This window comes from Paenibacillus oralis (assembly GCF_003863965.1).
GTDB classification, from domain to species: Bacteria; Bacillota; Bacilli; order Paenibacillales; family Paenibacillaceae; genus Fontibacillus; species Fontibacillus oralis.
The window spans coordinates 5,160,318-5,184,409 of the sequence record NZ_RRCN01000001.1 but is presented as its reverse complement, the minus strand read 5'-3'; the positions used below and the strand labels follow the sequence as shown (position 1 = coordinate 5,184,409).

Below are 24,092 nucleotides of genomic sequence, written 5' to 3'. Positions count from 1 at the left end.
TTCATACCTCCTCTGCAAATTTCAATGAATCCAGCATGCTTTTGGCAACGGCTCTCCAACCCTCTTTCTCTTGATTCAAACAATTGAACGTAGCTATCAAAAGCGTGCCTTTTAACTCAGTAAAGTAAAGCATGTTGTACATATTGGCATCGGCTACGGGGGTAACAAACTCACAGTAGCTTATCTTCTTGCCTGCCAGCTCCCGTATTCCTTGTTCGATCCATTCGATAATCTTCTGGGTTCGTTTGATGAGCTGAACCATCTGCTCCGTAAACGCCTCAAATTCAGAGGGGTCAATCGGGTCTAAGGTATGATTGAAAGACAAATCTATCGTATTATGCTCATTAGTAAAAATAAGCTTGGGACGGTGCTCGGACGGATATTTGAGTGCAGCCATCTCGGGCGTCATCTCGTGAAAAGTTTTAGGCATCGTGACGATCAGTTGATTTTGCAATATGGCCCTTTCGCCGAAAGGAACCCGCTCACCGTTAATGACAATAATGGGCTGATTCAAGTCCGGACCGTTGCGAATTTGTGGTGAGCTATCATCATCGGACATAACGGACTCATCTGGTTCCTCGGTTCGATCACGTTCATTGATGGCAGATATGATCTTTAAATCCCAATGTTCCATTTAACTTACCCCCAGAAAATGATACTCTTTTATCAGGTCTTTAGGGGTAATCATAAACATCGTCCTTCTCGATTGTCAATATATAGCATATTTGAGTGAAATAAGGCGTTTAGTCCTATATAAAAATGAATGTGAGGGATATTTATCCAATTCAAGACCTATTTTATGGAAATGTCTATAAATTCAAAGCAGTCAATCCGATATATAACGGTTAATGTAAAATAGCCAAAAAGCTCATAATGTGAAAATTTATACAATTAACACGGGGATTGGATGACAGTTCAATAGAAGAATAGGCATTTTATTACATCTTCCATTATTACTAGGACTATACTCCTGTTTTTTCGAAATCATCCATAAAATAATGGCTCAAAACCGAGATCAGTGCTTGACCAAATAAATTATGACTTTGGCTCTGAGGTGGCTGTCTATAGCGTTCGTGTCTTGGTTGGTATCCCTGGATGCTGCTTTGCACGATTATCCCTTTTGTTCAGTGGGTAGAGGGTGGGGGCTAATCACTGTCCTTTCATTTTTCCCAGTGTCTTGCCACATTCCTCCCATCAGGTCTGCTTCACTTCTCCTAAACCTCCTTCTCACAAACCTTTCTAACGATCTCGAACATGTCTGCTTCTCCCAAACCTATTTTCTTCTCCTGAATTTATCCTCCTCTCTGCTTCCGGATCAAACGGGATAATCGTGCAAAGCGTCCGGACAGCGGATGTTGATCTGCCGATATTTCTTGCCACGATCGGGTACCGGCTTGACCTGTCAAGCGCTGATTATTAGGTTGAGCCAAAATAATTACAGAAAAAGAAGTAGGCCGGTTACCGCAAGTTAGCGGCAGAAACCGGCCAATGTCCTCCTAGGCGTAAAGCATTTGGTACGTTACTCTTCGATCAGTTGAAGCCGGGGCCACAGACGCAGCCACTCTTTGGCTGTCACTCGCTGCCTAAACACGACGGTGTCCCGGAAGCACGGGCTTTGCCGTACCTTCAGTGAAAGCAAGTCGTCCAGCCCCCAAGGCGCGAGAAGCTCAATATCGTCCCCGGGATGTAGACGCACTCCTACCGCAGTGGCCGTTTCTGGCCAATACCGCATCGCGTCTTCAACCGAACGGTATGGCGCCTTTTCCCCGTTTCGCAAATGCATACGGGCCTGGTTTTTGACCGACCAATTCCGCAGCGGGCTGCGCGCTCTTAGTGCAGCTTCATATTGTTTTTCCGCAGCCTCGTCCAAGCATTTGGGGTCATAATACAACACGTCAACGTCGTGCAGCGGGGTTCGGCGGGTGTAACCATGCAGCACATCCCACGCGAAATTGCGCACGTAACCGGCGGCGATGCAGCCTTGCGGCAGCCCGAGTTCGGCCACCGCCCGCAAATCCTCCAGCATTTCCGGCTGCTGCAGGATCGCTTCCCGTAAACCTGTAGCATCATTCATCGCGGGAGAACCCGATTCATATTTTGGATAATGTATGATCATGGTTTCACGCCCCTTGCAGCGTTTTATCCTTGGGCAGCAGCACCGTCAGCAGGCCGATCAGCGGCAGCAGCGAGCACAGCTGCATAATAAACAGGATGCCGGTCTGATCGGCGAAATTGCCGAGTACCGCCGAGCCAAGCCCGCCAAGGCCAAAGGACAAGCCGAAAAATAGACCGGACACGAGCCCTACTTTTCCCGGCAGCAGTTCCTGGGCGTACACGACGATGATCGAAAAGGCGGAGGACATGATCAGTCCCGCAATCACGACAAGCACGCCGGACCAGAACAGGTTGGCATAGGGCAGCAACAGGGCGAACGGAGCAGCACCAAGGATTGACACCCAAATGACATTACGTCGCCCGTAACGATCCGCGAGCGGCCCGCCAAAAAACGTACCGACCGCGGACGCCGCCAAAAAGGCGAAAATATACCACTGCGCCGCTTCTTTGGTTACGCCGTAATGGTCCATCAGAAAAAACGAATAAAACGTGGAAATGCTGATAGAATAAACGTTTTTGGAAAACAGCAGCAGCACCAGTATGGCAACGGCCAGTACCACTTTCCCCCGGCTAAGATTGGCATTGCGCACAGCCTCGGTCTTAGCGGCTGTCTGCCGGTTACGGCGCGGCTGCAGATCCTGGGCACCGTACCATCTCGCGACGAAAAACTGAATGACGATCGCCGCCACGGCAGCCAGCGCGAACCACGCGACGCTCGCCTGACCAAGCGGGATAAAAATAAGCGCGGACATAATCGGCCCCAGGGATGCGCCGATATTCCCGCCGACCTGGAAAATCGACTGGGCCAAACCTCTTCGGGGTCCGGCCGCCAAATAGGCTACGCGCGACGATTCCGGGTGAAACACCGACGAGCCGATGCCGATGGACGTGACGGCCAGCAAAATCAGGCCGTAGCTGGGGGCAAAAGCCAGCATGACGATCCCCGCCAGGGTAAAGCATACGCCAAGCGGCAAAATATACGGGCGCGGCCGGACATCCGAATACAATCCAACCACCGGCTGAAGCACCGAGGCCGTCATATTCATCGCGAAGGAAATCCAGCCAATTTGGCCGTAAGACAACATAAGCGAATCGCGCAGAACCGGAAACAAGGCCGGAATGGCCGATTGCATCGTATCGTTCAGCATATGGACGATACTGATGGCGAACAAAATCGGGTAGACCGTTAAAGCGGGGGAGGCGGGTTTCATGGCAGCTGTCCGATTCATCGTCCGCTAATCCCCTAGAAATCGAAATTGTCCGGGTCCGCCCCGAACCGCTTGTTTTGATTTAACCTGTCGATCGCCCGAATGTCCTCTTCGCTTAACGTAAAATCAAATATATCAGCGTTTTCGGCGATCCGCTCCGCGCGTACGGATTTCGGAATCGTCACGACGCCGACCTGGAGATCCCAGCGCAAAATGACCTGCGCCGTCGTTTTGCCGTATTTTGCCGCGATCTCCTTTAAAATCTCATGATCATTGTTCAATTTAACGGTATCCTGCAAATGATTGGGCATCGATCATTCCTCCTTTAATTCTTGAGATGGTCTTATTTTCCGTAACTCTTATTATGGCGGACCCTCCCGGGAATTCCAATCGTTTTCTTCACAAATCAAAAACCGGCGCTTGACCGCCGGCCTATTTCCCATTTTATCGGCAGTAATCGGGCAATTTCGCCTAAATAAGCACGATGACAACCATCCCTTTTCTTCATTGAAAAATACCGATGCGCCGCATCAAACGCGAAAATGCCGCCCGGCAGAAGACCCGGCGGCCCCACAGTTACAGCACATATTTACGCGGTTATACAGTTACGCCGTTTTGCCGGCGCCGCGCAGCTTTTGTCTGGCCCGGTACAGTAAAATTTTGAAGTGGGACAGCGAAATCCCCATCAGATCGGCGGATTCCTGATAAGAGAAGCCGTGTATGTCGTACAGCAGCACCGCATGCTGCTGGTTGGGCGCCAGCACGGAAAGCAGGGCGTACAATTCCTTTCGGCTCTCCTTTCCGAGCACGCGTTGTTCCGGCGTGTCATCGCTTGCGTAGGCGTAGAAAAATTCATTTTCATAAGACGAGGACCGGCTTTCTTTGCGCAGCTTGTCGATGTAAGCGTTATGGGCCACCCGCAGCAGCCACGCTTTGGCCTTGCGCCCTTCCGCTCCGTCCAAATGCTTGAGCGCCCGGCAGAACGTCTCCTGCATCAAATCCTCCGCCGTGTGATGATTCCGGCACATACTGTATAAATAGCGGTAAACGTCGTTTTTATATTCGCGGTAAAGAAGATCCATAGATCGGGTTTTCATATCTTTTCCCCTCATTTCTATCCATTGAAATTTCGGCAGCGCCCCGTTTCGTGTCGGCGCTTGCTTGGTTCCATGGTTCATTATGAAGGTTAGAGTTTGCGTCCCGTCTAAGAAATTGTTAAGTTTTCCTTAAGAAATTTCTTCATTTTTCTTAAACGTTTCGGAATTCTGCGGCAACCGTACGGTAAATACCGTGCGGTATTCGTTGCTGTCCGCCGCTATGGTCCCCTGGTGGAGATCGACGATGTGCTTGGCGATGGCCAGGCCGATCCCCGACCCGCCGGTGTGCGACGCCCGGGATTTTTCCACCCGATAGAAACGGTCGAACAGATGCGGCAAATCGGATTCGGGAATCGGGTCCCCGTAGTTGGCCACTTCGGTTACGGCCTCCTCCCCTTCCACCCAGCTGCGGATATCGATATATTTTCCGTCTTGTCCGTAGCGGATCGCATTTGTGATCAGGTTCTCATACACCCTTCTCAGCTTGTCCCCGTCCGCATGGACGTAAAGATGCCGCCCCTGCAAATACAACCGGCATTCCATGCCGCTCTCCTGCAGCTGCCAGCCGAAATGGGCGATAATTTGATCCAGCATTTCCGCCAAATTAATCCGTGTTTTCTGCAGCTTCATCTCCTTGTTCTGCAGCCGCGTAAACTCAAACAAGTCCTGGAGCAGCTGCTTTAGCCGCAGCGACTCCTCATACGCCATGTTGACATAATAGCGCAGCTCAACTTCATCGCGGTAACGGTCCTGATCGATCAAGCCGAGGTATCCGGTAATGGAAGTTAACGGGGTTCGCAAATCATGCGATACGTTGGTGATCAACTCGTTTTTCGTTTGTTCCGCCCGGCGTTCCTCCTCCATTGACGTGCGGAGCCGGTCGACCATGCGGTTGATGTCGGTGGCAAGCTGGCCCAACTGGCCCACGTTTTCCACCGGTATTTTCCGGACGGAGCCTTCCTCGATCTTGTGCACTTCCTCTATTAGCAGCTCCAGGTATTTTTTCTCGTGGCGCCGGACACTGCGGCGATAGAAATAAAGCGCGAACAAGAGCAAAATCGGCACTCCCGCCAAATAATAAGCCAGCGGAAAGCCGATGTTCCGATTGATCCAAACGATAAAGGTATTAACCGACATCTCCGGATACAATACGTAAAACAATCTGGCCAGCAAAATAAGCAGCAGCAGCGAAATAAGCGAAGCGACCGTCGTCCAAAACAGCCAGGTCAAAAAGCGCAGGCTAGCCTTCAATTTTGTAGCCGACCCCCCACACGGTACGGATCAGCTTCTCTCCGTCCATCTCTTTCTCCAGCTTGTCGCGCAGGCGGCTGATATGCACCGTTACGGAATTGCTGCTCTCCAAAAATTTATCTTTCCAAATGAGTTCGAAAATTTCATCCGAACCGAACACCCGGCCGGGATGGCTGGCAAGTAAATATAAGATTCCGAATTCGATCGGCGTCAGCTTCAGCGGATTCCCGTCCACCGCAGCCGTATGCGTCTCCTTGTCGATCTGCAGCGAAGCGATCCTGATGATATGATCCTGCGGCGCCTGCGCCTGCACGGACGATTGCGCCTGAGCGGCGTACGAGGATCTGCGCAGCAGCGATTTCACCCGGGCAATCAGCTCGAGCGGATTAAACGGTTTGACCATATAATCGTCCGCTCCGGTCATCAGGCCCGTGATTTTGTCCATATCGCCGTCTTTGGCGCTCAGCATCAGAATCGGCGTCGTGCGCGTCTCGCGGATCTTCAGGCAGACGGAAATCCCGTCGAGGCCCGGCATCATGACATCGAGAATGACCAGATCGATCGCCTCGCGCTCCATCATCTCCAGCGCCTGCAGCCCGTCCCCCGCTTTCACGACATCATAACCTTCGTTTACAAGATAAATTTCAATCAGCTTGGCAATTTTATCATCGTCGTCGACGATTAAAATTTGTTTATTCATAGATTTTTTCATCCTTTATTTGAAAACTGAAATGACACATCAGTACCATAATACCATGTTCATACCACCCGTTTACAAATAAAAGATTGTCATCAATCAGGAATTTAGTTTCCAATCATACGGGACGGCGATATTAAACTTCGTCCCTTGACCCGGTTCGGACGCCACGGATACGTTCCCTTGGTGAATTTCGACGATTTTCTTCACGATCGACAAGCCCAGTCCGCTGCCGCCTGCACTGCGCGTCCGCGATTTATCGGCTTTATAAAACCGCTCGAAGATGTGGACCAGATCCTGTTTGTCGATGCCGATCCCGCTGTCGGCGATCCCGACTTCGGCATGCTTTTCCCCACGCGAAAGCGTCAAGGTAATCTCCCCGCCGTGCGGCGTAAATTTGATGCTGTTGTGCAGCAGGTTCAACCACACTTGAGCGAGCAAATCCTCGACCGCCTCCACCTCGACAGGCTCCAGATCCAGATTGATCTGAATGTCTTTGTCCAGCCATTGCGGTTCGCAAGCCAAAACGACGGTCTTAAGCTGGCGGTCGAGCCGAAACCGGTTGGCCTGAAAAGTGGCACGCTCCGCCTCAAGCGAAGACAATTTCAGCAGATTGTCGCTCATCTGCGACAGCCTGCGGCTCTCCGCCTCGATAATCTCCAGGTAATGGTCCCGTTTTTCCGGCGGCAGCCCCGGTTTCCGCAAAGCCCTGGCGAATCCCTGGATCGAAGTAAGCGGCGACTGGATTTCATGCGAAACGTTGGAGATAAAATCCTGGCGCATCGTTTCCATCCGTCCCAGCTCGCTGGCCATCTCATTGATGCTGTGTACGATCGATTCGAATTCTCTTAATTTATCAAATCCTTCCAGCCTAACGGAGAAATCCCCTTTGGCGATACGCCGGATCGCCGCGATGATCGAATTCAGCATCCTCATTTGGTGAGGACGGAACAAAAAACTGATCAGCAAGACAATGAGGATAAACAAAATAACTCCCAGGATCGCGTTCAGCAAATCGATCACATAATCCGAAAAAGGAGGCTTCCAGTAGCGGTAGATAGCGGAGGTGGCCAAAGAAGCGGCCATCCATGTTAAGCCGATCCCGGCAAGCACCAGCAGCGATTTAAAAATTTCTACCAGTATTCTCCATACTTTCTTCAACCAGGTCAACGTTCCCCCGCCTCCAGACGGTAGCCCAGGCCGCGGATCGTGCGGATTTTGAAGCCAAACTGCTCCTCGGGGAAACGTTCGCGCAGACGGTTGATGTGCACGTCGATCGTCCGTTCGTTCCCCTCGAAATCGTATCCCCATATATCTTCGATCAGCTGCTCCCGCGTCAACGTTCGCCCCACGTGGCTGCCGAGCTTAAACAGGAGCTCGAATTCCTTCAGCGGAAGCGTAAAATTTTCGTTCTGAGCGAAAACTTCAAACGTCTTGCGGTTGATTTTCAGTTCGCCGATCGCAACGACCTGGGACATCGTCACATGATAACGCTTGAGCAGTGCTTTGACCCGGGCGGCCAGCTCCGCCGGCTCAAACGGTTTGACTAAATAATCGTCCGTGCCCAGTTCGAAGCCTTTCACCACCTGTTTGGTTTCGCCTTTGGCCGTCAGCATCAAGAGCGGCATGTCATAATCCCGCCGCAGCTCGCGGCACAGTTCCCAGCCATCCATATTCGGCATCATAATATCCAAAATGACCATATCGACTTTTTCCGCTTCCACCAGGGTGAGCGCCTCGCGTCCGTCCTCCGCTTCAAGCACCTGCTCGATTCCCGCTTCCTCCAGAAAAACCTTTACCAGCTCACGGATGTGCTGATCATCGTCCACCACAAGTATTTTTGCCATAGCCTTTTTACCCCTTTACGATATCGCCTCTGCGCGTTCGCCGGCTTCATCTTCGCGTTCCCCGGCTTCCGGCAGCTGCAGCTGCTGGGTGGCGAACTCCCGGTACATGGCGTGATGCCGCAGCAGTTCTTCGTGCGTCCCCCGCCCCGTTACTTTCCCTTTCTCGATAAAAATCAGTTGATCGGCGCCGACGACGGTGGACAGCCGGTGCGCGATAACGATGGTGGTGCGGCCCTGCATCAAATTGTTCAGCGCCTTTTGCACCACGATTTCCGAGCGGCTGTCCAAACTGGAAGTCGCTTCGTCCAGCATAAGAATTTTCGGGTCCCGCAGAAGCGCCCGGGCAATCGCAATCCGCTGCCGCTGTCCGCCGGACAGCTTCACGCCGCGTTCGCCGACATCGGTGTCGAAGCCGTCCGGCAATTCGGCGATAAAGCCGTCGGCATAAGCCATTTCCGCCGCCCGCTTCAGTTCGTCTTCACCAACCTCGCGTTCGATGCCATAACATAAATTTTCCCGAATCGTTCCGGCAATAATCGGACTTTCCTGGGATACGTACCCAATCAGCCCCCGCCAGGAACGGAGCGTAAATACGTCAATCGGGTCATCACCCAGCCTGATCGTTCCTTCCTGCGGGATGTAAAACCGCTCCAGCAGAGCAAACAGCGTCGTTTTACCGCCTCCGCTCGGCCCGACGACCGCCGTCACCGTGCCGGGCTTCATCGTAAAGCTAACGCCCTCAAGCACCGGCTCGTCCGGCTTGTACCCGAAAGTCAAACCTTCGACCGCCAGCGGCTGGTTCGCGTCCGCCACTTCCTTGCCCGAAGCAAACGGTTCCTCCTCCGCGTCCAGCGTTTCCAGCATTCTTTCGGTGGCCCCCATCGCCTTCTGTAATTGCGTGAAAAACGTCGTCAACTGCGTCATCGGCATAACCGTCTGAATCAGATAAAGGATAAACGCAACCAGCTCGCCGGCCGTCATCCCGCCGCTCGACACTTGCATGCCCCCGTAACCGATCACCACGACCAGCAGCATCATCATTACAAAGGAAGTGAACGGGCTGATCCAAGCCATCACCTTGCCTTCCCGGATGCCGAAGGACATCAGTTTGCCGATGGCGGCGAAGCCGTTCTCATATTCCTTGCGTTCGGCATTGGACGCTTTGACCAGCCGGATTTCCGACAGCACCTGGCTCAGAACCGCTGTGAAAGAAGCGGTCTCGTCCTGCATGCCCAGCGAAATTTTATACATCATTCGTCCGAGCGGCACCATAATAAGCGCCGCAATCGGAATGACGACAAACATGAGCAGCGTCATTTTCCAGTTGAGGTAAAATAACACCGCGACCGCCCCGATGATCGAAATGATGCCGCTGAAAAAGCCGGTCACATGCTCGGAAATCAGCGATTTGATAATGCCCGTGTCGTTCGTCAGGCGGCTCACCGATTCTCCGGTGCGGTTGTTATCGTAATAGGACACCGGCAGCCGGAGCAATTTTTTCCACAACCGGTCGCGCAGGCTGGCCACCATTTTTTGCCCGGCGTAATTGAGCAGATAGATCGACAGCCCCGCGGCGATCGACATGCCGATAAACGCCGCGGCGATCATCACGATCTGCTGCGTACTGATTGACGACAGCGAAAAGCCGTCGACCAGATTTTTCGTAAACATCGGTATAACCAGGCTCACGACCGTTGAGGCGATGCTCAGCAAAAGCGCTCCGGCCAGCAGCGCCTTGTTCGGTTTCGTTTCGCGGATCAGCCGTAAGAACGCCCGCAGGCCGCCCCTTTTTTTGGTAACCTGCCTATTAGGTTCATTGTATAAAGTTTCTCTCTCGCGCATATTGTTCTCTTCCTTTCCTTAAGTCCCGTACCGGATAAGCTTTTATTTAAGCTCAGGAAAAGAATATAATTGTTTTTTAAACTCAATATAAACGAATCGGCCGAACTATAAATTTTCCACTTCCACGCTGTGCACATGCTCGATCGTCCGCAGGAAATGGTAAATCTCCGTCGTATATTCTTTCTCCGACGCGGTTATGACCATGTCGATCCGCTGTCTCCCATCCTCCAGGTCTTTGATTTTCAGACGGCGAATGCGATGGCTATTTACCCTGGCCCTCCGGTTCTTTTCGTCCTTCCGCTCGATAATGCGGATCAGTTCCGTGACGTTGCCCGGATCGTCCATGACGACTTTGATCGAAACGTCGCGCTGGCTTAGCTTGTATGGCCCGACCCATTTGATCAGGTAGGGAATAAAGTTTACCGAAATAATCAGGAGCACGGTCGTAAGCGCCGCTTCAAGATAAAAACCGATTCCGATCGCAATCCCAATGCCGGAAGCGGCCCAAATCATCGCCGCCGAGGTTAAACCCGATATCCCCTCGTTGCTCCGGCGCAAAATCGCGCCCGCGCCCAGGAAACCGATGCCGCTTACGATCTGCGCGGCCAGCCGCATCGGGTCCATGTTCGGATGCTCCGGCGTGGCGAATTTCGCAAACGATTCGATCGATACGATCGTGACCAGGCAACTGGCGATGCAAATCACCATGCTGGTCTTGATGCCGAGCGGTTTTTGCTTCAATTGCCGGTCGATGCCGATAAACAGCCCGAACAATAAAGCCATGCATAGTTTAAAGGCCATTTCCCATTCCATCATCATGTTGCACTGCATCTCCTTTAGTCATATAAAGTGAGTATAATTGGATTCGGTAGCTCCTTGCAATTGTTCTTAAAACAAAAAAGCCGCCCCACAGATCATAGATCCGGGAAGGCAGCTTTTTTTTAACTGAAATTTTAAAAAAATTAGAATTTGGCGGCAAGATCGGCCGCGCGTTTTACGCCGTCCTGAATGATTGCTTCGGCACGGTCCGGGAATTGGTTGTGGCCTTCCACAACAACAACTTCCGGGTTGTTGATGCCCCAGAAAGCCAGCGTATTTTTCACATAATTCAACGACATTTCAAGGCCTGCCATCGGACCTTCCGAGTAAACGCCGCCGCGGGCCTGCAGCAATGCGATTTTCTTGTCGTCCAACAGGCCGACAGGTCCTTGTTCGGTATATTTGAACGTTTTGCCGGCTTGGTTCAGATAGAACAAGTAAGTCAGCAGTTGGGCCGGAATCGTGAAGTTCCAGAGCGGGAAAGCAAAGACGACTTTGTCAGCGCCCAAAAATTGATCGAGATAAGTGTTGGCCAGGTCGGCCGCTTTTTGCTCATCCTGCGTCGCCTCGATACCTTTGCTCACCTTGAACAGCCCGTTCAGCATGTCCAAATCATAGTAAGGAAGATCGGCATCAAACAGGTTGAGTTCGGTAACCGCATCTTCCGGATGCGTTTCCTTGTACGTTTTCAAGAAACTCTCATACAGCTTAACCGTAGCGGATTGATCCGCCGGACGGTTATTCGCTTTAACAAATAAAACTTTGGACATCAGTTTTCCCTCCACTATTTTTGTTTATCACTTACTATTTAATAGCAACTTAATATTAAGTCGTAACTATTGATTATAATAACGGCTAACTAAAACTTTGTCAACTCTGGCTCAACCTTATAATCCTTGCTCACCAGTCAAGCCGAAAACCGATCGTGGCAAGAAACGCGAAAGGGCGTTGAATGCTTGAGGACAGGGAAGACCGGTGGGTTGTTGGGCTGCAGATCAACACTCACTGTCGGACGCTTTGCACGATTATCCCGTTTGATCAGGACAGCAGAGAAACAGACAAGCTCGGGAGAAGAAAATATTTGGTGGAGAAGCAGATAGGTTCGAGATAATTTAGACGGGCTTAGGAGAAGGAATCAGGTTTAGGGGAGGTGAAACAGACCGGACAAGAGATCAAGACAGGATATCAAGGACAAGACGCGAGGGAAACGAAAAGACCGTGATTTTGCTGTAGCTTGAACCCCTCCATCTGCAGCAACGCCCGGACCGTTCATGCTACCCCCTACCCATTAAGTTGATCTGCGTCAAACCCCCACCCCGCCGTTACAGCGTGTCGATCAGGCCGCAGCCGCAAGGGGCTGGTTCGGTTGGCGCGCGATCAGCCGGCGGTAAGGGATCGCCGGAATCGCCACACACATGCGCAGCAATTTCTGCCGCATCGTTTCTTCCGCTCCGGGCCGGCGCAACGAGCGGCGTACGGTGTACTCGTTCAGGTACGCCTGCAGATGCTTCAGTCCTAAAGCTACATACGTACTCTTCAGCGATTCCCACGCCTCTCTCACCACTTTTCGCAAGGGCGCATACAGCCGATAGGCTAGAGGAAACGACTCTACCGCCGATGTACGGACATCCACATGCCCGTTGATGAACGCGGCGAGTTCGAGACGGTTTGCCCTTTTCCCGTCTCCTCTCTTATGCGGCACCAGGCGGATTTTGACCTGCTCCGGCTCGCCCGACTCCGTGACTGTGCATCCCGCTACGACCGCCGAGGCATACGGATGCGAAAACTGAAGCCGGGACGGATTACGCCCATACAAATCGCTGTTCACCTTCACGTCTCCGCAGAGCAGCTCCTGGGCATCGAACTCTAGGGCGGCATGGCGTATTTTATGCAGCATCAACCAGGCGGTTTTGTAGGTAACCCGGATCACCTTGCTCAGCCGCATCGCCGAGATGCCGTCCTCAAGCAAGAACAACTCCAGCGCATTGAACCACTTGAGCAGGGGCAGATGCGTTCCTTCAAAAATCGTGCCGACCAAAGCCGAGGTTTGATGCTTGCACTTTCCGCACTCGAACAAGAGGATATGCCGGGAAGTCAGACGACTGCACCGGGTGTGAGCGCAGCGCGGGCAGACAAAGCCGTTCGGCCATTTCATCGCGATCACCGCCTCCATGCAGGCCTGCTCGCTGTTATAACGGCTGCTGAATGATTGAAGTTCCGTTCCCGTATTGACCTCCATGTTCACTCGCCCCCGAATCAAGAATTTACGAACACACGTTCTATTTATTTCATTATACCAAACATACGTTCCCTTATCAAGCCGAAAATCTCAACTGAACCGCCTCATTTTTTCCCCATCTCTTTTTCTTCTCACTTTTTTTGAACCCTCGCTCTAGCCCCCACCCCCTGCTTCCTTAACGAAAGGGATAATCGTGCAAAGGCTGCAGGCAGGGACACAAAGACACCGAGACACCGAGACACGAACACTTTAGACAGCCCCTCACCTGGTGTCGATTTGAGACACTGCTCGAAACGGCTATGGTGCAAAAGGTAGATGCGCTGACCTGGCGGAACGTGACGCCCCTTCATCGTTGACGCTTCCATGCTTCCATGTTTGAGCGGAATCGCAGCAAAGCGGTCGAGCTGCTTGCGCGATTTGGGGAGGATACTGTCCGCCTCTGATTCAACGTCAACTCCGGCAATGGATTGCTGCTTTACCCAGCTAAATCAAGACTATATAAAGCCGGGCCTTCATTGGCCTGGATTAGTATGCTTTACGTCAACTGTATTATGCAATGCAATCACATCGCCAAATATAAAGTGATTTATATCACAATCCACCTTTACCGAAGGTCGTACGCTTGAGTTAGCGGATCCCGTGCTATCTTGATGATGAGTGGCCGCATGGAAAGGTGAACCGACATGAACATACCCAAATGGTGCTTTTTAATCCCCTCCTGCCTCATTATGGTTCTGGCGGCCTGGTATGCCTTCCCCGCGGAACAGCCTCGCGACTCGGAAGCCGTGTCCGTGCAGGATACAAAGCTCAGCCAGCCCCCCGTGAACCCGGTGATCCAGCGGGAAGGCCGGACCGTGCGCATCGAAATGACCGCCCAGGTGACGGATGTGGAAATTTCCAAGGGCGTGGTTTACAACGCCTGGACGTTTAACGGGACGGCACCCGGCCCCGTGCTGCGCGTTAAGGAAGGCGATATGCTTGAATTTACCTTAAAAAATATGGACCCGAACATGCCGCACTCGATGGATTTTCATGCCGTGCATGCCGCGCCCAGCCAAAAGTTTGTCGACGTCATGCCCAATGAACAAGGCACCTTCACCTACCCGGCGAACACCCCCGGCGTTTTCATGTACCATTGCGGTACCAGCCCGCTTTTGCTGCATGTCGCCAACGGTATGTACGGGATGATCATCGTCGAGCCGAAGGCCGGGTATCCGAGCGACCCGGACATCGACCGGGAGTACACGATCGTTCAGAGCGAATGGTACAAGCAGAACGACTTGGACGCCATTCGGGACGGGGACGCCGAGTATGTCGTGTTTAACGGCGACGATTACTCCCTCAAGGAACACCCGCTGCTCGCCAAAGCCGGCGACAAGGTGCGCCTGTACGTGAGCAATGCGGGTCCGAATCACGTCTCCTCCTTCCACGTCGTAGGAACGACGCTGGACCGGGTTTACCTTGACGGCAACCCGCAAAACGTGCTGTACGGGCTGCAGTCGGTCCTGCTTCCGGCCAGCGGCGGAGCCGTCGTCGAATTCACCGTCACCGAAGAGGGTGATTATCCGATTTTGACCCATCAATTAAACGATGCCGCCAAAGGAGCGGTTGCCGTTCTCCGCGTCACCAGCGACGGCCTGGATAACGGGGAGCCGGCGATGAGCCATTAAGCGGCCCTTTCTCCATTGCAATGATACAAAAACAAGCATCCGTTTTCCGGCTTCGAGCCGGCGATGCAATGATAACGAGGTGAAAGCGCAATGAACCGAAATGAAGCCAAAGTGGTGGAACTGGATGTCCGCCCGTACTTGCGAAAAAAAACCGAGCCGTTCCAGATCATTATGGATACCGTGAGAACGCTGGGGAATAACGATATATTCGTGCTGCACGCTACCTTCAAACCGACGCCGCTGCTCGGATTCCTAAAAATGAAAGGACTTGTCGGCAAAGCCGTGGAGCAGGGACCGGAACATTGGGTCACCACTTTCGTCCACAAGTCAAACAAATCCTGGCTGGAGGAGCCTGTTCCCGTCACCGAAGAGAAGAACTCAAACGAACGCGGAGGCGAGCCCGCAACTTCCGGTCCGTTATCCGAGGGGAAGACGGCACGAGCTGAAGAACCGCCAGCCGCCGGGCAAACGCCGAAAACGATTGAACTGGACAATCGCGGCCTCGAGCCGCCGCAGCCGATGGTCAGAACGCTGGCCGCGCTCGGGCGCTGCAGTTCCGGGGACGAGGTGCACATCCATAACGACCGAGTGCCGGTGTTTCTGATCGAGGAACTGAACGGCATGGGCTGCTCCTATACCATCGAGGAACAACCCGACGGCTCGGCCAAAGTGAAAATCCGCAAACCTTAAGGAGGTGAGCTGCAATGCCGGCCATGTCCCGCCTGCCCTTCCTGTTCATCGTAACGGGGTTCTTCGGCTTCATCCTGTTCCACGCCACTTCGCTCATGTCTTTGTCCGGCTGGCTGGGCGAAGGCATCCGCAGCCCGGCCGGCTGGTTTCAAGTACATCTGTTTGTGCTCGGGTGGGCGACGATGCTGGCGATGGGTGCCGTCTACCAGTTGATCCATGTCATATTGCAATCCGATCTGTACAGCGAACGGCTGGGATATATCCATTACTGTACTTTTACCGTAGGTCTGTTTGGCCTGCTGTTCGGTTTTATCCAAGGCAACATCTATTGGATTGCCGGGTTCGCTACGTTGGCTTTTACGGGAATTGTTCTGTTCGTTTGGAATATGGCGGCTACGCTATTCCGCGCGGGAAAGTGGGACCCGATTACGATCAGCACGGGCTGTGCGATATTTTATTTGCTGCTTACGGGTTTATCGGGGATGGCGATGGGACTCAACTTTGCCACCGGCCTTTGGAATGAACTGCATGCCCGGTTGTTCGGCGCCCACATCTGGTTGGGAACGCTGGGGTGGTTTGGACTGCTGATTACCGGATTCAGCTACAAGCTGCTGCCGATGTTTTATTTGGCCCACGATTATCCGGTCAAGCTGCAGAAGACCGTGCTGAGCTTGTGGAACGCCGGCGTGCTCGTCGGCGCCAGCTCCTTCCTGTTCGGCTCCGGCATGGGGCTGAAAGTGGCGGCCCTGCTCCTCATTGCACTCGCCGTCGTCGTGTATAATGCGCACGTGCTGCAAATCCGCCGGAAACGGCATAAACGCAGCCCGGGCCCCGGCATCGAATGGTCCGTTTTGGGCAATCAGATTTTCGCCGCGTTTGCGGTCGCGTTTGCGCTGAGGGCGTTATGGTCGCCCGGGCATTTGCTTGATACCCGCACCGTGCTCACGGCCGGCTGGATTTACCTGAGCGGCTGGGTTTCGTTTACGGTGTTATGTTATGTTTCCAAAATCGTTCCTTTCCTGTGGTGGACGTATAAATACGGCAAACAGGCAGGCAAACCGGGAACACCGGTGTTGGCCGACCTGTTGAACGAACCGCAGGTGAATTTAAGTTTGACCGCTATTTTATGCGCGAGCTTGTCCGTCCTGGCCGGCTTGGCGCTGAATTCACCCGCCGTTATTGCGATCGGAGGCGGCGCCTATTCGCTTCTCTCCATCGCCTATATTGCGCTGATCGCCATGGTGTTCGCCCGTTAATTCCATTTTTGCCGAAATGATAACCATTTTTAAAACTGAGGAGGATGTTGTCATGAACAGAGTTGAGCAAATCCGCGAATCGCTGCGGGAAGTGTACGATCCCGAACTGGGGGTCAATATCGTCGATCTGGGTCTTGTTTACGACATTCAGGCTGACGACGAACGGGTATATATCCAAATGACGCTGACAACGCCGGGGTGCCCGATGCACGACACCATCGTCGGCGGGGTCCTTTGGGTCCTGAAAGAGCAGTTAGGCGTCGATTCACCGCAAGTGGATCTCGTCTGGGAGCCCAGATGGTCGCCTGCGCAGATGTCGGAAGCGGCCAAAGAACAGCTCGGATACTTTTGAGCGGAGGGAGTCCTTATTCCCCGGCATCGATCCAGCCTTGCTCCATTGCGTATCGTGTTAACTGGACGCGGTTTTCCAAATGAAGCTTATGCAAAATATTTTTCAGATGATTTTTCACCGTCTGATCGGAAATGTGCAAAACCGCGGCAATTTCCCGATTGGTCATACCTTTGGCGACCCAGTCGAGAATCTCGCGCTCCCGCGCGGTGAGCGGGGGTTCTCCGGCTGCGTTTTTTTTCGCGAGCGGAAACTCCTGCAATATCCGAAGCGCCAGTTCTCTGGAAAGCGGGGCTTCGTCGCTGGCGATCGCCCGTAAATATTCCAGCCAGGTCCCGGGCTCCAAGTTTTTGAGCAAATAGCCTTGCGCCCCCTGCTTAAGCGCCTCAAACAGATGCGCGGCATCATCCGAAACGGTAATCAGGACGATCTTGACATACGGGTAGCGAAGCTTGTTTTCCCGCGTCGTTTCGAGCCCGTCCTTGCCGGGCATGTGAATATCCATCAGGATCAGGTCCGGCATCCACAGCTCGGTCAGCTCAATCGCCTGATCCCCGTTTTCGGCATAGCCGATCACTTCAAACCCGTCATCCTCCGCCAAAATTTCGCCGATCGCCTCCCGCGCATGCGGATGATCATCGACGACCAGTACGCGTACCTTCATTCGAACCTTCTCCTCCCGCTATTTTTACCGTCGTTTTACCCGGCCGGGACGTCACCAGCAGCATCCATCCCATGGCTTCCGCCCGTTCGCGGATAATTTGCAGGCCGTACCTTCCTTTGCTTTGCAGTTTATCCGCTTGAAAACCCGTTCCTTCATCCATGACGGACACTCGAAACCGCTGGGCATCCCCCGTCCCGGTTACATAAACTTCCTGAACCCCTCCATGTTTGCCCGCGTTAACGATCGCCTCCCGGATGCATGCTAGCAGCTCCATCCGCGCTTTGGGAGGCCACATTTCTTCATTTAACTCCCAGTCCAGACGCAGCGCCAGCTTCCGCTCCTCCGCCATCTGCCGGATCAACCCCGGAAAATCGGCGATCCCGCTTGCGGACACCCGGGAATCCGGGGGAATGCGCAAATCGGAAATCGCCTCCCTCACATAGCGGTTCACCTCGTGGATCGTCTTGCGCAGCTCATGCCAATCATAAGCCTGTCCGGCCTCCGCCTGCTGCCGTTCGGCCCGGTCGACCTTCACCGACAACAGGAACAAAGACTGGGCAATCCCGTCGTGCAGCTCCCGGGCCAGCTGTTCCCGCTGCTCCAGGCGCGCTTTGAGCGCCCGCTCCCGCTGCAGTTCCTCCTGCATCTGTTCCAGGTAGGAGAACCAGCGGTGCAACAGCGGCACGCAGACCCCAAACAAGATGAAGGGCGTAAGGATATTCCCCAGTTCCATAGAAAGATACGGCATCAAAAATTGGTGGCGCACATACTCCCATAAACCGACGACAAGCGTCGGAACGATCAAAATCATCCATTTCGTGATTTTATATGACATACCGAGCCTCCACTATCGATCTCTTTCTCCACCGAGCATACTTTACCTGCCGTTTGCTGGCAAGCTTTGGCGAAAAAAACGAAGCACCGAGAACATCGGCTCTTTCCAATCTGTGGACGCTGCTCTAACGGACACCAGCGACCTTATCCGCCCATTTCCCGGGTATTTCCCAGCCTAACGGACACACATGACTCTATTTGGCTAAAAATCAGTTCATCCGGGCCGATTTGAGGTAGATAAGGTCATCTGTGTCCGTTACATTTTGCTAACCTCCGTTTTTCCGCAGATAACGGCTCTGGTGTCCCTTAGCCTCCAGATTCCTCTTCCCCTTCCTATCAGCGGAGGATCGGAAACTTATAGTTTCCTATATCTAAAAACAGCAGGACGGACTCTCACCTCCGCCCTGCTGCTTGAAACGTACGTTGCCCTACAGCATTTTCTTGATCTCGTCCTTGATCGTTTCGGATTGCGGCCCGAATACGGCCTGGACCGCGCCTTTGCCAAGTCTTATGACCCCCGATGCCCCAAGCTGTTTCAATCCGGCATCGTTGACTATTTTTTCGTCCTTGACGACGAGTCGAAGGCGGGTAATGCACGCATCCACGGACACGATATTGTCCGGCCCGCCGATTTGCGCGAGTATTTTCGCGGCTCTGCTGTCCGTTCCCGCCGGGGTTTTACCGGTGCTATCCGCGCTTCCTCCTGCTCCCGTTTCCATTTCGAATTCGTTAGGATCATCCGAACGTCCGGGTGTTTTAAGGTTGAACACTTGAATGATCACGCGGAACAGCAAATAGTAAACAACGAAGAAAACAAGCCCTACAGGAATCAGCAACAGCGGTTTCGTAGAGAGTCCATAATTGATCGCATAGTCGATAAAACCAGCTGAGAATCCGAAACCGAGTTTCATACCTAGCGTATAAGTTACAAATGCTGAGATACCAGACAAGACGACATGGACACCATAAAGCACAGGCGCAACGAACATAAAAGCGAATTCTAATGGTTCTGTAATACCTGTCAAGAAAGAGGAAAGAGCTGCACCCAAAAAGATAGACGCAACCATTTTACGTTTTTCTGGTTTAGCTGTGTGAATAATAGCAAATGCTGCTGCTGGAAGACCGAACATCATAACCGGGAAGAACCCCGTCATAAACATACCTGCTGATTTGTCTCCAGCGAAGAAGCGGTACAAGTCGCCATGAATGACATTGCCTGCAGCGTTGGTAAAATCACCGATTTGGAACCATACAATGGTGTTGATAATATGATGCAGTCCAAACGGTACGAGGAGACGGTTAGCAACAATATGAATTGCGGACCCTACTCCGCCGAGACTCGTAACCCAGTTGCCAAATGTATCCAGAACACTTTGAACCGGCCCCCAAATCAAAGCACAAATTAAACCAACGAAAATCATTGTAAAAGCTGTAACCATAGGTACGAAACGTTTGCCACCAAAGAAGCCGAGCCAATCTGGAAGCTTGATCTTATGGTATTTTTTATACAAGTATGCTGAAATGCAACCTACAATGATACCGCCGAGAACACCCATGTCCAATTTAGTATCTGCTCCTGTTTGCATCAAGCCTGGGAATATTCCTGGTACAATGGCGAGCAACTTAAGTAAGATTAATTGCCCAATGACTGCTGACAAAGCGGCTACAGCATCTTCAGCTAATCCGATTGCAACACCGACTGCAAAAATCAGCGGGAGGTTATCAAATATTGTACCACCGCCCGCATTCAAAAACGGGGCAATATAAGTATTAAAGACCCCCCCTACATTCTCCCCAAAATGAAATTCCTTGATGTAGTCAATGTTGCCGAAGCGATTCAAGATTGCTGCTGCTGGTAACGTTGCTACCGGAAGCATCAACGACTTCCCGATTTTCTGAAGAAAAGCTAGCATTGAACAACCATCCTTTCAAAATAGTGATATTAAGCCTTCATAACCACTTTTAAAATGACTTCTTGGCCTGCTGTAATTGCTCCGCTGAGTCCCTCCAAGCTCTCGATCACTCAGCGTTTGTTACAATAATCGGTGTGATCGTCGGATAGCCGCTGCTTGCATCTTGGCGGTATCGAATTCAATCAGCACTTGACCGGCCTAGCACAAGAACTATTCTTGCCCGGCTCCCTCCCAACGTCATCATTTTCTTGATATCGTTTACATAATGGCCGATGAGCGATTTCATATTAGAGCACCTACTGCTCCGCTCTACTCCTAAAGTAAACAAAAAGAGCCAAGAAAAGAACCTAAATTGAATAGGTCGACTTTTCTTGGCTCATGCCCATCAGAGTAATGGTAACACACCATTATTATCCAAGTATGTAGTTATGTGACTATATTAAATCAAGGTTCCGAAAACGTCAATAGCTAAATTAGAAAAAATTTGCTTAAGGAAGTCTTATCTTACACCAACAGTAATTGTACGGATATTCTTTGATTATCTTATTAAAGATTTTTAATTAACCATTTCTTTAAGTTAGATAGAGGTAATCCTTTATTATCCTGCCATTCTATCATATCTTGTATAGAGCCGTTAGAAAAATGAATAATAGCTGGTGTTTGAGTGAAACCATATTGTTCCTTAAAAACAGCCCATTTTTCCAGATTATCTTCTCGGAGTTTCTTGACATTTATATACCACATATTATCTGTATCATAATCATTTATTAGCGTGATAAATTGCGGTTCAAACAATTGACAATCACCACAATTCGGCCTTCCAACATATGCTATAAAGTCTTCTTTGTCTGATACCTTCTTTTCAAAATTAGGAATGGTTAGTGAGTTCAAATAGTGGTAAATTTCTGGTGTTTCTACTTTACTATCTTGTAGTTTTTTTTCTAAATCTTTATTTTGACTATACTGCTTGGTAGAAACAAAAACTAGTACTATACATAAACCTAAAAGAATTCCTAAAACAATATTTTTATTATTTATTTTCATGATATTTACTCCTCAAAAATAAAGTTCATTTTTTCTTCAAACTCTTCTTTGCTGAAAGCTGAGATGAATCTAAATTTTTCTTCCCCCGATTCATATAAAATAACCGTAGGTGTGCCTTGGATCCCGAAATCTTGTATTAATAAATTTTTATTGTCATCATTGTTTATATCCACAGCGAATATATCTTTTCCAGACTGTCTAATATAGTCATTTAAGATAGGTTTAATTTGTTTACAAGAGGGGCAGCTTTTTTGATAAAAATACGCAATGAACGTGTCATTTTCTTGAATCATCTTTTCTACTTTAGTAGAAGATACATCCTTGTATAGAGCTGATTCACTATTTAATAAATGACTTGTGGAATAAAAAGCTATTAATAATATTATTATTGTTGATGTACAAAAAATAATAATTTTTTTCATTTTTTCACCTTTTCTTAATATTGGATGCTATAATTTTCGTAAATTTCTTTTAAACTTCCATTATCTAATACATATTTTTTTGTGCACCTAGAAGACAAACTAATATCATGAGTGATAAATATAATGGTAGTCTTCTTATCTAAAAGATAATCAATAACTTTATCTTTCCTCTCTAAATCTAATCCATTTGTTATTTCATCAAGAATTAGAATTTCTGGAGCAAATAAAGTATACCGAACAACATTTAATAATTGTTGCTGACCAGTAGATAGCTGCACTCCCTTAGAGCCAATGACTGTATCATACTTATTAGGCAGAGAATTTACAACAGTATCAAATCCAATCATTTTGGAAATTTCTTCAATTTTATTCAAATGTACACTTTTATTTTTTAAAGTAATATTATTTAGTAGAGTATCATTAAATATCTGAGGATTTGCAGGGGCATATACTATTTTTTTTCTCACTGATTCTTTTGTCATATCTTTTGTATTTTTGCTATTAATAAAAATTTCACCTTGTTTAGGATCGTAGTAATTTGCTATAATTTTTGCTAATGTTGATTTACCAGAACCACTATTTCCTACAATAGCAATTTTTTCACCAACATTTATTTTTAAATTAATTTTATCTATAATCGGCGAGTTGGTACTGTATGAAAATGAGACATTTTTAAGTTCTATTGATTGAATTGTTTCTAATAAATTATCTTTATTTTCGTCTAAACAAGTCCTAGAGCACGTAATATCTGAATAACGCAAAGTAGCTACTTTACCTTGTTCCAAAGATGCTTGTAAATTAGCTAAATTAATAAATGGGTTAAACATATTAAAAGCTAATGTATTAAACATCAGTAATAATCCAGAAGCTAAATTATCATTAATAACAAGATATGATCCAAGTGAAAATAAACATATATTAAATAGATTTACAACCATGTTTTTGCCCAGCTTTTGGTAATTATCAAAAGAAATAAACTTTTCTTTAGTAAAGAGAAATTGTTCAACTTTACTTATAAGTTGTTTTTTTATGTCCTTTGTAATATTATAATTTTTTATACTTTCTATATTATTAACTATCTCAATCAATTTAGTGTTTAATTCTTCTTCTTTTTCGTATAAATTAAAACTCAAACTTGCATAGTGCTCTTTAGAGTAATAATAGAAAAGAAAAAAAACAACAATAGGAATTACTGCCAATAAAGTTAAAAAAACATTGGTTTTCATTAAAAGGAATATAGTAACTAATATAGTAAATAATTCCAACGGTAAAGTTTGAATCAAGAACACATATCTGTTTCTTATATCACTTATATTATTAAAGCGACTTATAAGCTCACCGCTATTTAATTGTTCTAGAAAATTAAAATCTTGTTTAAAATATTTTTTTGCTAGATTTTCTATTAGATATTTATCCATAAAATTATTTGTTTTAATCGTTATTTTTGCATTAATTGCTTTTATAATGAATTGTAGAATTGTTACACTTAAGTATACAATACTCACATTTCCTATTATACCGACAAACTTATTTGGTATAATTAAATCAAAATAAATTGAAAACATTCTTGCTAAATAAATAGAAATAACATACGCAAGTACTGAAAGTATCCATGAAATAACAATATATCTTTTGACTTTTAATAAAGAGTTAATAACAATTTTCTGTGGCTTCTCTGAGATATGTTCTAATTTCCTTGGATCAATTAATTCCTTTATTTCTAATACTATAGGAACCCATTGTTTCATAAATTTGCCAATTGAAAGAGCAATGACTTTTGACTTAGATGGATCACCGATATAGAGTTTTCTTTTTGTAACTTTGAAAATAGTAACAAAATGATTTTCTTTTCCTTTAATCTGTGTTATACAGGGATAGGTAATCTCTTGAAAGACTTCTTTTGAATAGATACATTTTGCTACTGTTGATTCAATACCTAAAGATTCTAATCCCTGTTTTATCCCTAAAAAACTAGTACCATTTTTAGTTGTCGAACATATTAATTTCAATTGTGATAATGTGATATTAACCTCATAAATAGTTTTTAATATCATCGATACCGCAGCTGGTCCACAATCATATTCTTCTAATTGTCTAGTAAAGCGCATCTTATTCATGGTATACACCTATCCTAA

The 24,092-nt window shown here is 49.0% G+C and carries 22 protein-coding genes and 2 pseudogenes; 5 read left to right on the top strand and 19 right to left on the bottom strand.

Features of this window, described 5'->3' with window-relative positions:
- Window position 1: 1 nt before the first annotated feature.
- From EHV15_RS23145 to EHV15_RS23085, 13 genes and pseudogenes are all read right to left on the bottom strand, one after another.
- A complete protein-coding gene (locus tag EHV15_RS23145) occupies window positions 2-634 on the bottom strand; it encodes a hypothetical protein (RefSeq protein ID WP_128633300.1) in 633 nt (210 codons plus the stop codon).
- Window positions 635-1,519: 885 nt separating this feature from the next.
- The gene (locus EHV15_RS23140; RefSeq protein ID WP_128635490.1) at window positions 1,520-2,074 is read right to left on the bottom strand and encodes a nucleotidyltransferase family protein; all 555 of its coding nucleotides are present in this window, start codon (window positions 2,072-2,074) and stop codon (window positions 1,520-1,522) included.
- A gap of 46 nt (window positions 2,075-2,120) precedes the next feature.
- Complete coding sequence (locus EHV15_RS23135) at window positions 2,121-3,344, bottom strand: MFS transporter (protein ID WP_128633299.1); 1,224 nt, start codon at window positions 3,342-3,344, stop codon at window positions 2,121-2,123.
- A gap of 14 nt (window positions 3,345-3,358) precedes the next feature.
- Window positions 3,359-3,601, bottom strand: a pseudogene (locus tag EHV15_RS23130) (aldo/keto reductase); the annotation flags it as partial.
- A gap of 327 nt (window positions 3,602-3,928) precedes the next feature.
- On the bottom strand, window positions 3,929-4,420 hold the full coding sequence (locus EHV15_RS23125) for an RNA polymerase sigma factor (protein ID WP_128633297.1): 492 nt from the start codon (window positions 4,418-4,420) through the stop codon (window positions 3,929-3,931).
- Between the two features lie 129 nt (window positions 4,421-4,549).
- A complete protein-coding gene (locus EHV15_RS23120) occupies window positions 4,550-5,671 on the bottom strand; it encodes a sensor histidine kinase (protein ID WP_128633296.1) in 1,122 nt (373 codons plus the stop codon).
- The gene (locus EHV15_RS23115; RefSeq protein ID WP_128633295.1) at window positions 5,661-6,371 is read right to left on the bottom strand and encodes a response regulator transcription factor; all 711 of its coding nucleotides are present in this window, start codon (window positions 6,369-6,371) and stop codon (window positions 5,661-5,663) included. Before EHV15_RS23115 ends, EHV15_RS23120 begins: the two co-directional genes overlap by 11 nt.
- A gap of 96 nt (window positions 6,372-6,467) precedes the next feature.
- Window positions 6,468-7,538 carry a sensor histidine kinase gene (locus EHV15_RS23110; RefSeq protein WP_246061745.1) on the bottom strand — a complete coding sequence of 357 codons (1,071 nt, stop codon included), beginning with the start codon at window positions 7,536-7,538 and terminating at the stop codon, window positions 6,468-6,470.
- Window positions 7,535-8,215: a response regulator transcription factor gene (locus tag EHV15_RS23105; RefSeq protein WP_128633294.1), complete on the bottom strand. Its 681-nt coding sequence runs from the start codon at window positions 8,213-8,215 to the stop codon at window positions 7,535-7,537. The genes EHV15_RS23110 and EHV15_RS23105 overlap by 4 nt, the downstream gene beginning before the upstream one ends.
- A gap of 15 nt (window positions 8,216-8,230) precedes the next feature.
- Window positions 8,231-10,057, bottom strand: coding sequence for an ABC transporter ATP-binding protein (locus EHV15_RS23100; RefSeq protein ID WP_128633293.1), 1,827 nt, complete (start codon window positions 10,055-10,057; stop codon window positions 8,231-8,233).
- A 105-nt stretch (window positions 10,058-10,162) separates the two neighbouring features.
- The gene (locus EHV15_RS23095) at window positions 10,163-10,876 is read right to left on the bottom strand and encodes an MgtC/SapB family protein (RefSeq protein ID WP_246061744.1); all 714 of its coding nucleotides are present in this window, start codon (window positions 10,874-10,876) and stop codon (window positions 10,163-10,165) included.
- Between the two features lie 143 nt (window positions 10,877-11,019).
- Window positions 11,020-11,646: an FMN-dependent NADH-azoreductase gene (locus tag EHV15_RS23090; RefSeq protein WP_128633292.1), complete on the bottom strand. Its 627-nt coding sequence runs from the start codon at window positions 11,644-11,646 to the stop codon at window positions 11,020-11,022.
- A gap of 566 nt (window positions 11,647-12,212) precedes the next feature.
- Window positions 12,213-13,115: a transposase gene (locus EHV15_RS23085; protein ID WP_128633291.1), complete on the bottom strand. Its 903-nt coding sequence runs from the start codon at window positions 13,113-13,115 to the stop codon at window positions 12,213-12,215.
- A gap of 266 nt (window positions 13,116-13,381) precedes the next feature.
- On the opposite strand from EHV15_RS23085, the pseudogene EHV15_RS38410 reads away from it, so the two are divergent.
- The 5 genes and pseudogenes from EHV15_RS38410 to EHV15_RS23065 all read left to right on the top strand — a co-directional run.
- Window positions 13,382-13,534: pseudogene (locus tag EHV15_RS38410) on the top strand (IS4 family transposase); the annotation flags it as partial.
- 264 nt (window positions 13,535-13,798) lie between these two features.
- Complete coding sequence (locus EHV15_RS23080) at window positions 13,799-14,785, top strand: multicopper oxidase domain-containing protein (protein ID WP_128633290.1); 987 nt, start codon at window positions 13,799-13,801, stop codon at window positions 14,783-14,785.
- Between the two features lie 90 nt (window positions 14,786-14,875).
- Window positions 14,876-15,475, top strand: a complete 600-nt coding sequence (locus tag EHV15_RS23075) for a DUF2249 domain-containing protein (RefSeq protein WP_128633289.1) — start codon at window positions 14,876-14,878, stop codon at window positions 15,473-15,475.
- Window positions 15,476-15,489: 14 nt separating this feature from the next.
- Window positions 15,490-16,731 carry a hypothetical protein gene (locus EHV15_RS23070; protein WP_128633288.1) on the top strand — a complete coding sequence of 414 codons (1,242 nt, stop codon included), beginning with the start codon at window positions 15,490-15,492 and terminating at the stop codon, window positions 16,729-16,731.
- A 52-nt stretch (window positions 16,732-16,783) separates the two neighbouring features.
- Window positions 16,784-17,083 (top strand): metal-sulfur cluster assembly factor, encoded by a 300-nt coding sequence (locus tag EHV15_RS23065; RefSeq protein WP_128633287.1) that lies wholly within the window; start codon window positions 16,784-16,786, stop codon window positions 17,081-17,083.
- Window positions 17,084-17,096: 13 nt separating this feature from the next.
- Here EHV15_RS23065 and EHV15_RS23060 read toward each other — a convergent pair whose 3' ends face one another.
- The 6 genes from EHV15_RS23060 to EHV15_RS23035 all read right to left on the bottom strand — a co-directional run bounded on the left by EHV15_RS23060 (window position 17,097) and on the right by EHV15_RS23035 (window position 24,074).
- A complete protein-coding gene (locus EHV15_RS23060; protein WP_128633286.1) occupies window positions 17,097-17,744 on the bottom strand; it encodes a response regulator in 648 nt (215 codons plus the stop codon).
- Window positions 17,716-18,579, bottom strand: coding sequence for a sensor histidine kinase (locus EHV15_RS23055; protein ID WP_128633285.1), 864 nt, complete (start codon window positions 18,577-18,579; stop codon window positions 17,716-17,718). Before EHV15_RS23055 ends, EHV15_RS23060 begins: the two co-directional genes overlap by 29 nt.
- Before the next feature lie 427 nt (window positions 18,580-19,006).
- A complete protein-coding gene (nagE, locus tag EHV15_RS23050) occupies window positions 19,007-20,491 on the bottom strand; it encodes an N-acetylglucosamine-specific PTS transporter subunit IIBC (protein ID WP_128633284.1) in 1,485 nt (494 codons plus the stop codon).
- A 546-nt stretch (window positions 20,492-21,037) separates the two neighbouring features.
- Complete coding sequence (locus EHV15_RS23045) at window positions 21,038-21,535, bottom strand: thioredoxin family protein (RefSeq protein WP_128633283.1); 498 nt, start codon at window positions 21,533-21,535, stop codon at window positions 21,038-21,040.
- A 5-nt stretch (window positions 21,536-21,540) separates the two neighbouring features.
- Entirely contained in the window at window positions 21,541-21,957 is a 417-nt protein-coding gene (locus tag EHV15_RS23040) for a thioredoxin family protein (RefSeq protein WP_128633282.1), read from the bottom strand.
- Window positions 21,958-21,971: 14 nt separating this feature from the next.
- Complete coding sequence (locus EHV15_RS23035; RefSeq protein WP_128633281.1) at window positions 21,972-24,074, bottom strand: peptidase domain-containing ABC transporter; 2,103 nt, start codon at window positions 24,072-24,074, stop codon at window positions 21,972-21,974.
- Window positions 24,075-24,092: the final 18 nt, after the last annotated feature.

Excerpts from the sequence above, each read along its gene's own strand:
- EHV15_RS23100 (WP_128633293.1), bottom strand. The coding sequence starts at position 10,057 with ATGCGCGAGAGAGAAACTTTATACAATGAACCTAATAGGCAGGTTACC.
- EHV15_RS23035 (WP_128633281.1), bottom strand. The coding sequence starts at position 24,074 with ATGAATAAGATGCGCTTTACTAGACAATTAGAAGAATATGATTGTGGA.
- EHV15_RS23055 (WP_128633285.1), bottom strand. The coding sequence starts at position 18,579 with ATGTCATATAAAATCACGAAATGGATGATTTTGATCGTTCCGACGCTT.
- EHV15_RS23095 (WP_246061744.1), bottom strand. The coding sequence starts at position 10,876 with ATGATGATGGAATGGGAAATGGCCTTTAAACTATGCATGGCTTTATTG.
- EHV15_RS23080 (WP_128633290.1), top strand. The coding sequence starts at position 13,799 with ATGAACATACCCAAATGGTGCTTTTTAATCCCCTCCTGCCTCATTATG.
- EHV15_RS23125 (WP_128633297.1), bottom strand. The coding sequence starts at position 4,420 with ATGAAAACCCGATCTATGGATCTTCTTTACCGCGAATATAAAAACGAC.
- EHV15_RS23085 (WP_128633291.1), bottom strand. The coding sequence starts at position 13,115 with ATGGAGGTCAATACGGGAACGGAACTTCAATCATTCAGCAGCCGTTAT.
- EHV15_RS23075 (WP_128633289.1), top strand. The coding sequence starts at position 14,876 with ATGAACCGAAATGAAGCCAAAGTGGTGGAACTGGATGTCCGCCCGTAC.
- EHV15_RS23045 (WP_128633283.1), bottom strand. The coding sequence starts at position 21,535 with ATGAAAATAAATAATAAAAATATTGTTTTAGGAATTCTTTTAGGTTTA.
- nagE (WP_128633284.1), bottom strand. The coding sequence starts at position 20,491 with ATGCTAGCTTTTCTTCAGAAAATCGGGAAGTCGTTGATGCTTCCGGTA.
- EHV15_RS23040 (WP_128633282.1), bottom strand. The coding sequence starts at position 21,957 with ATGAAAAAAATTATTATTTTTTGTACATCAACAATAATAATATTATTA.
- EHV15_RS23140 (WP_128635490.1), bottom strand. The coding sequence starts at position 2,074 with ATGAATGATGCTACAGGTTTACGGGAAGCGATCCTGCAGCAGCCGGAA.
- EHV15_RS23135 (WP_128633299.1), bottom strand. The coding sequence starts at position 3,344 with ATGAATCGGACAGCTGCCATGAAACCCGCCTCCCCCGCTTTAACGGTC.
- EHV15_RS23115 (WP_128633295.1), bottom strand. The coding sequence starts at position 6,371 with ATGAATAAACAAATTTTAATCGTCGACGACGATGATAAAATTGCCAAG.
- EHV15_RS23090 (WP_128633292.1), bottom strand. The coding sequence starts at position 11,646 with ATGTCCAAAGTTTTATTTGTTAAAGCGAATAACCGTCCGGCGGATCAA.
- EHV15_RS23105 (WP_128633294.1), bottom strand. The coding sequence starts at position 8,215 with ATGGCAAAAATACTTGTGGTGGACGATGATCAGCACATCCGTGAGCTG.
- EHV15_RS23070 (WP_128633288.1), top strand. The coding sequence starts at position 15,490 with ATGCCGGCCATGTCCCGCCTGCCCTTCCTGTTCATCGTAACGGGGTTC.
- EHV15_RS23145 (WP_128633300.1), bottom strand. The coding sequence starts at position 634 with ATGGAACATTGGGATTTAAAGATCATATCTGCCATCAATGAACGTGAT.
- EHV15_RS23065 (WP_128633287.1), top strand. The coding sequence starts at position 16,784 with ATGAACAGAGTTGAGCAAATCCGCGAATCGCTGCGGGAAGTGTACGAT.
- EHV15_RS23060 (WP_128633286.1), bottom strand. The coding sequence starts at position 17,744 with ATGAAGGTACGCGTACTGGTCGTCGATGATCATCCGCATGCGCGGGAG.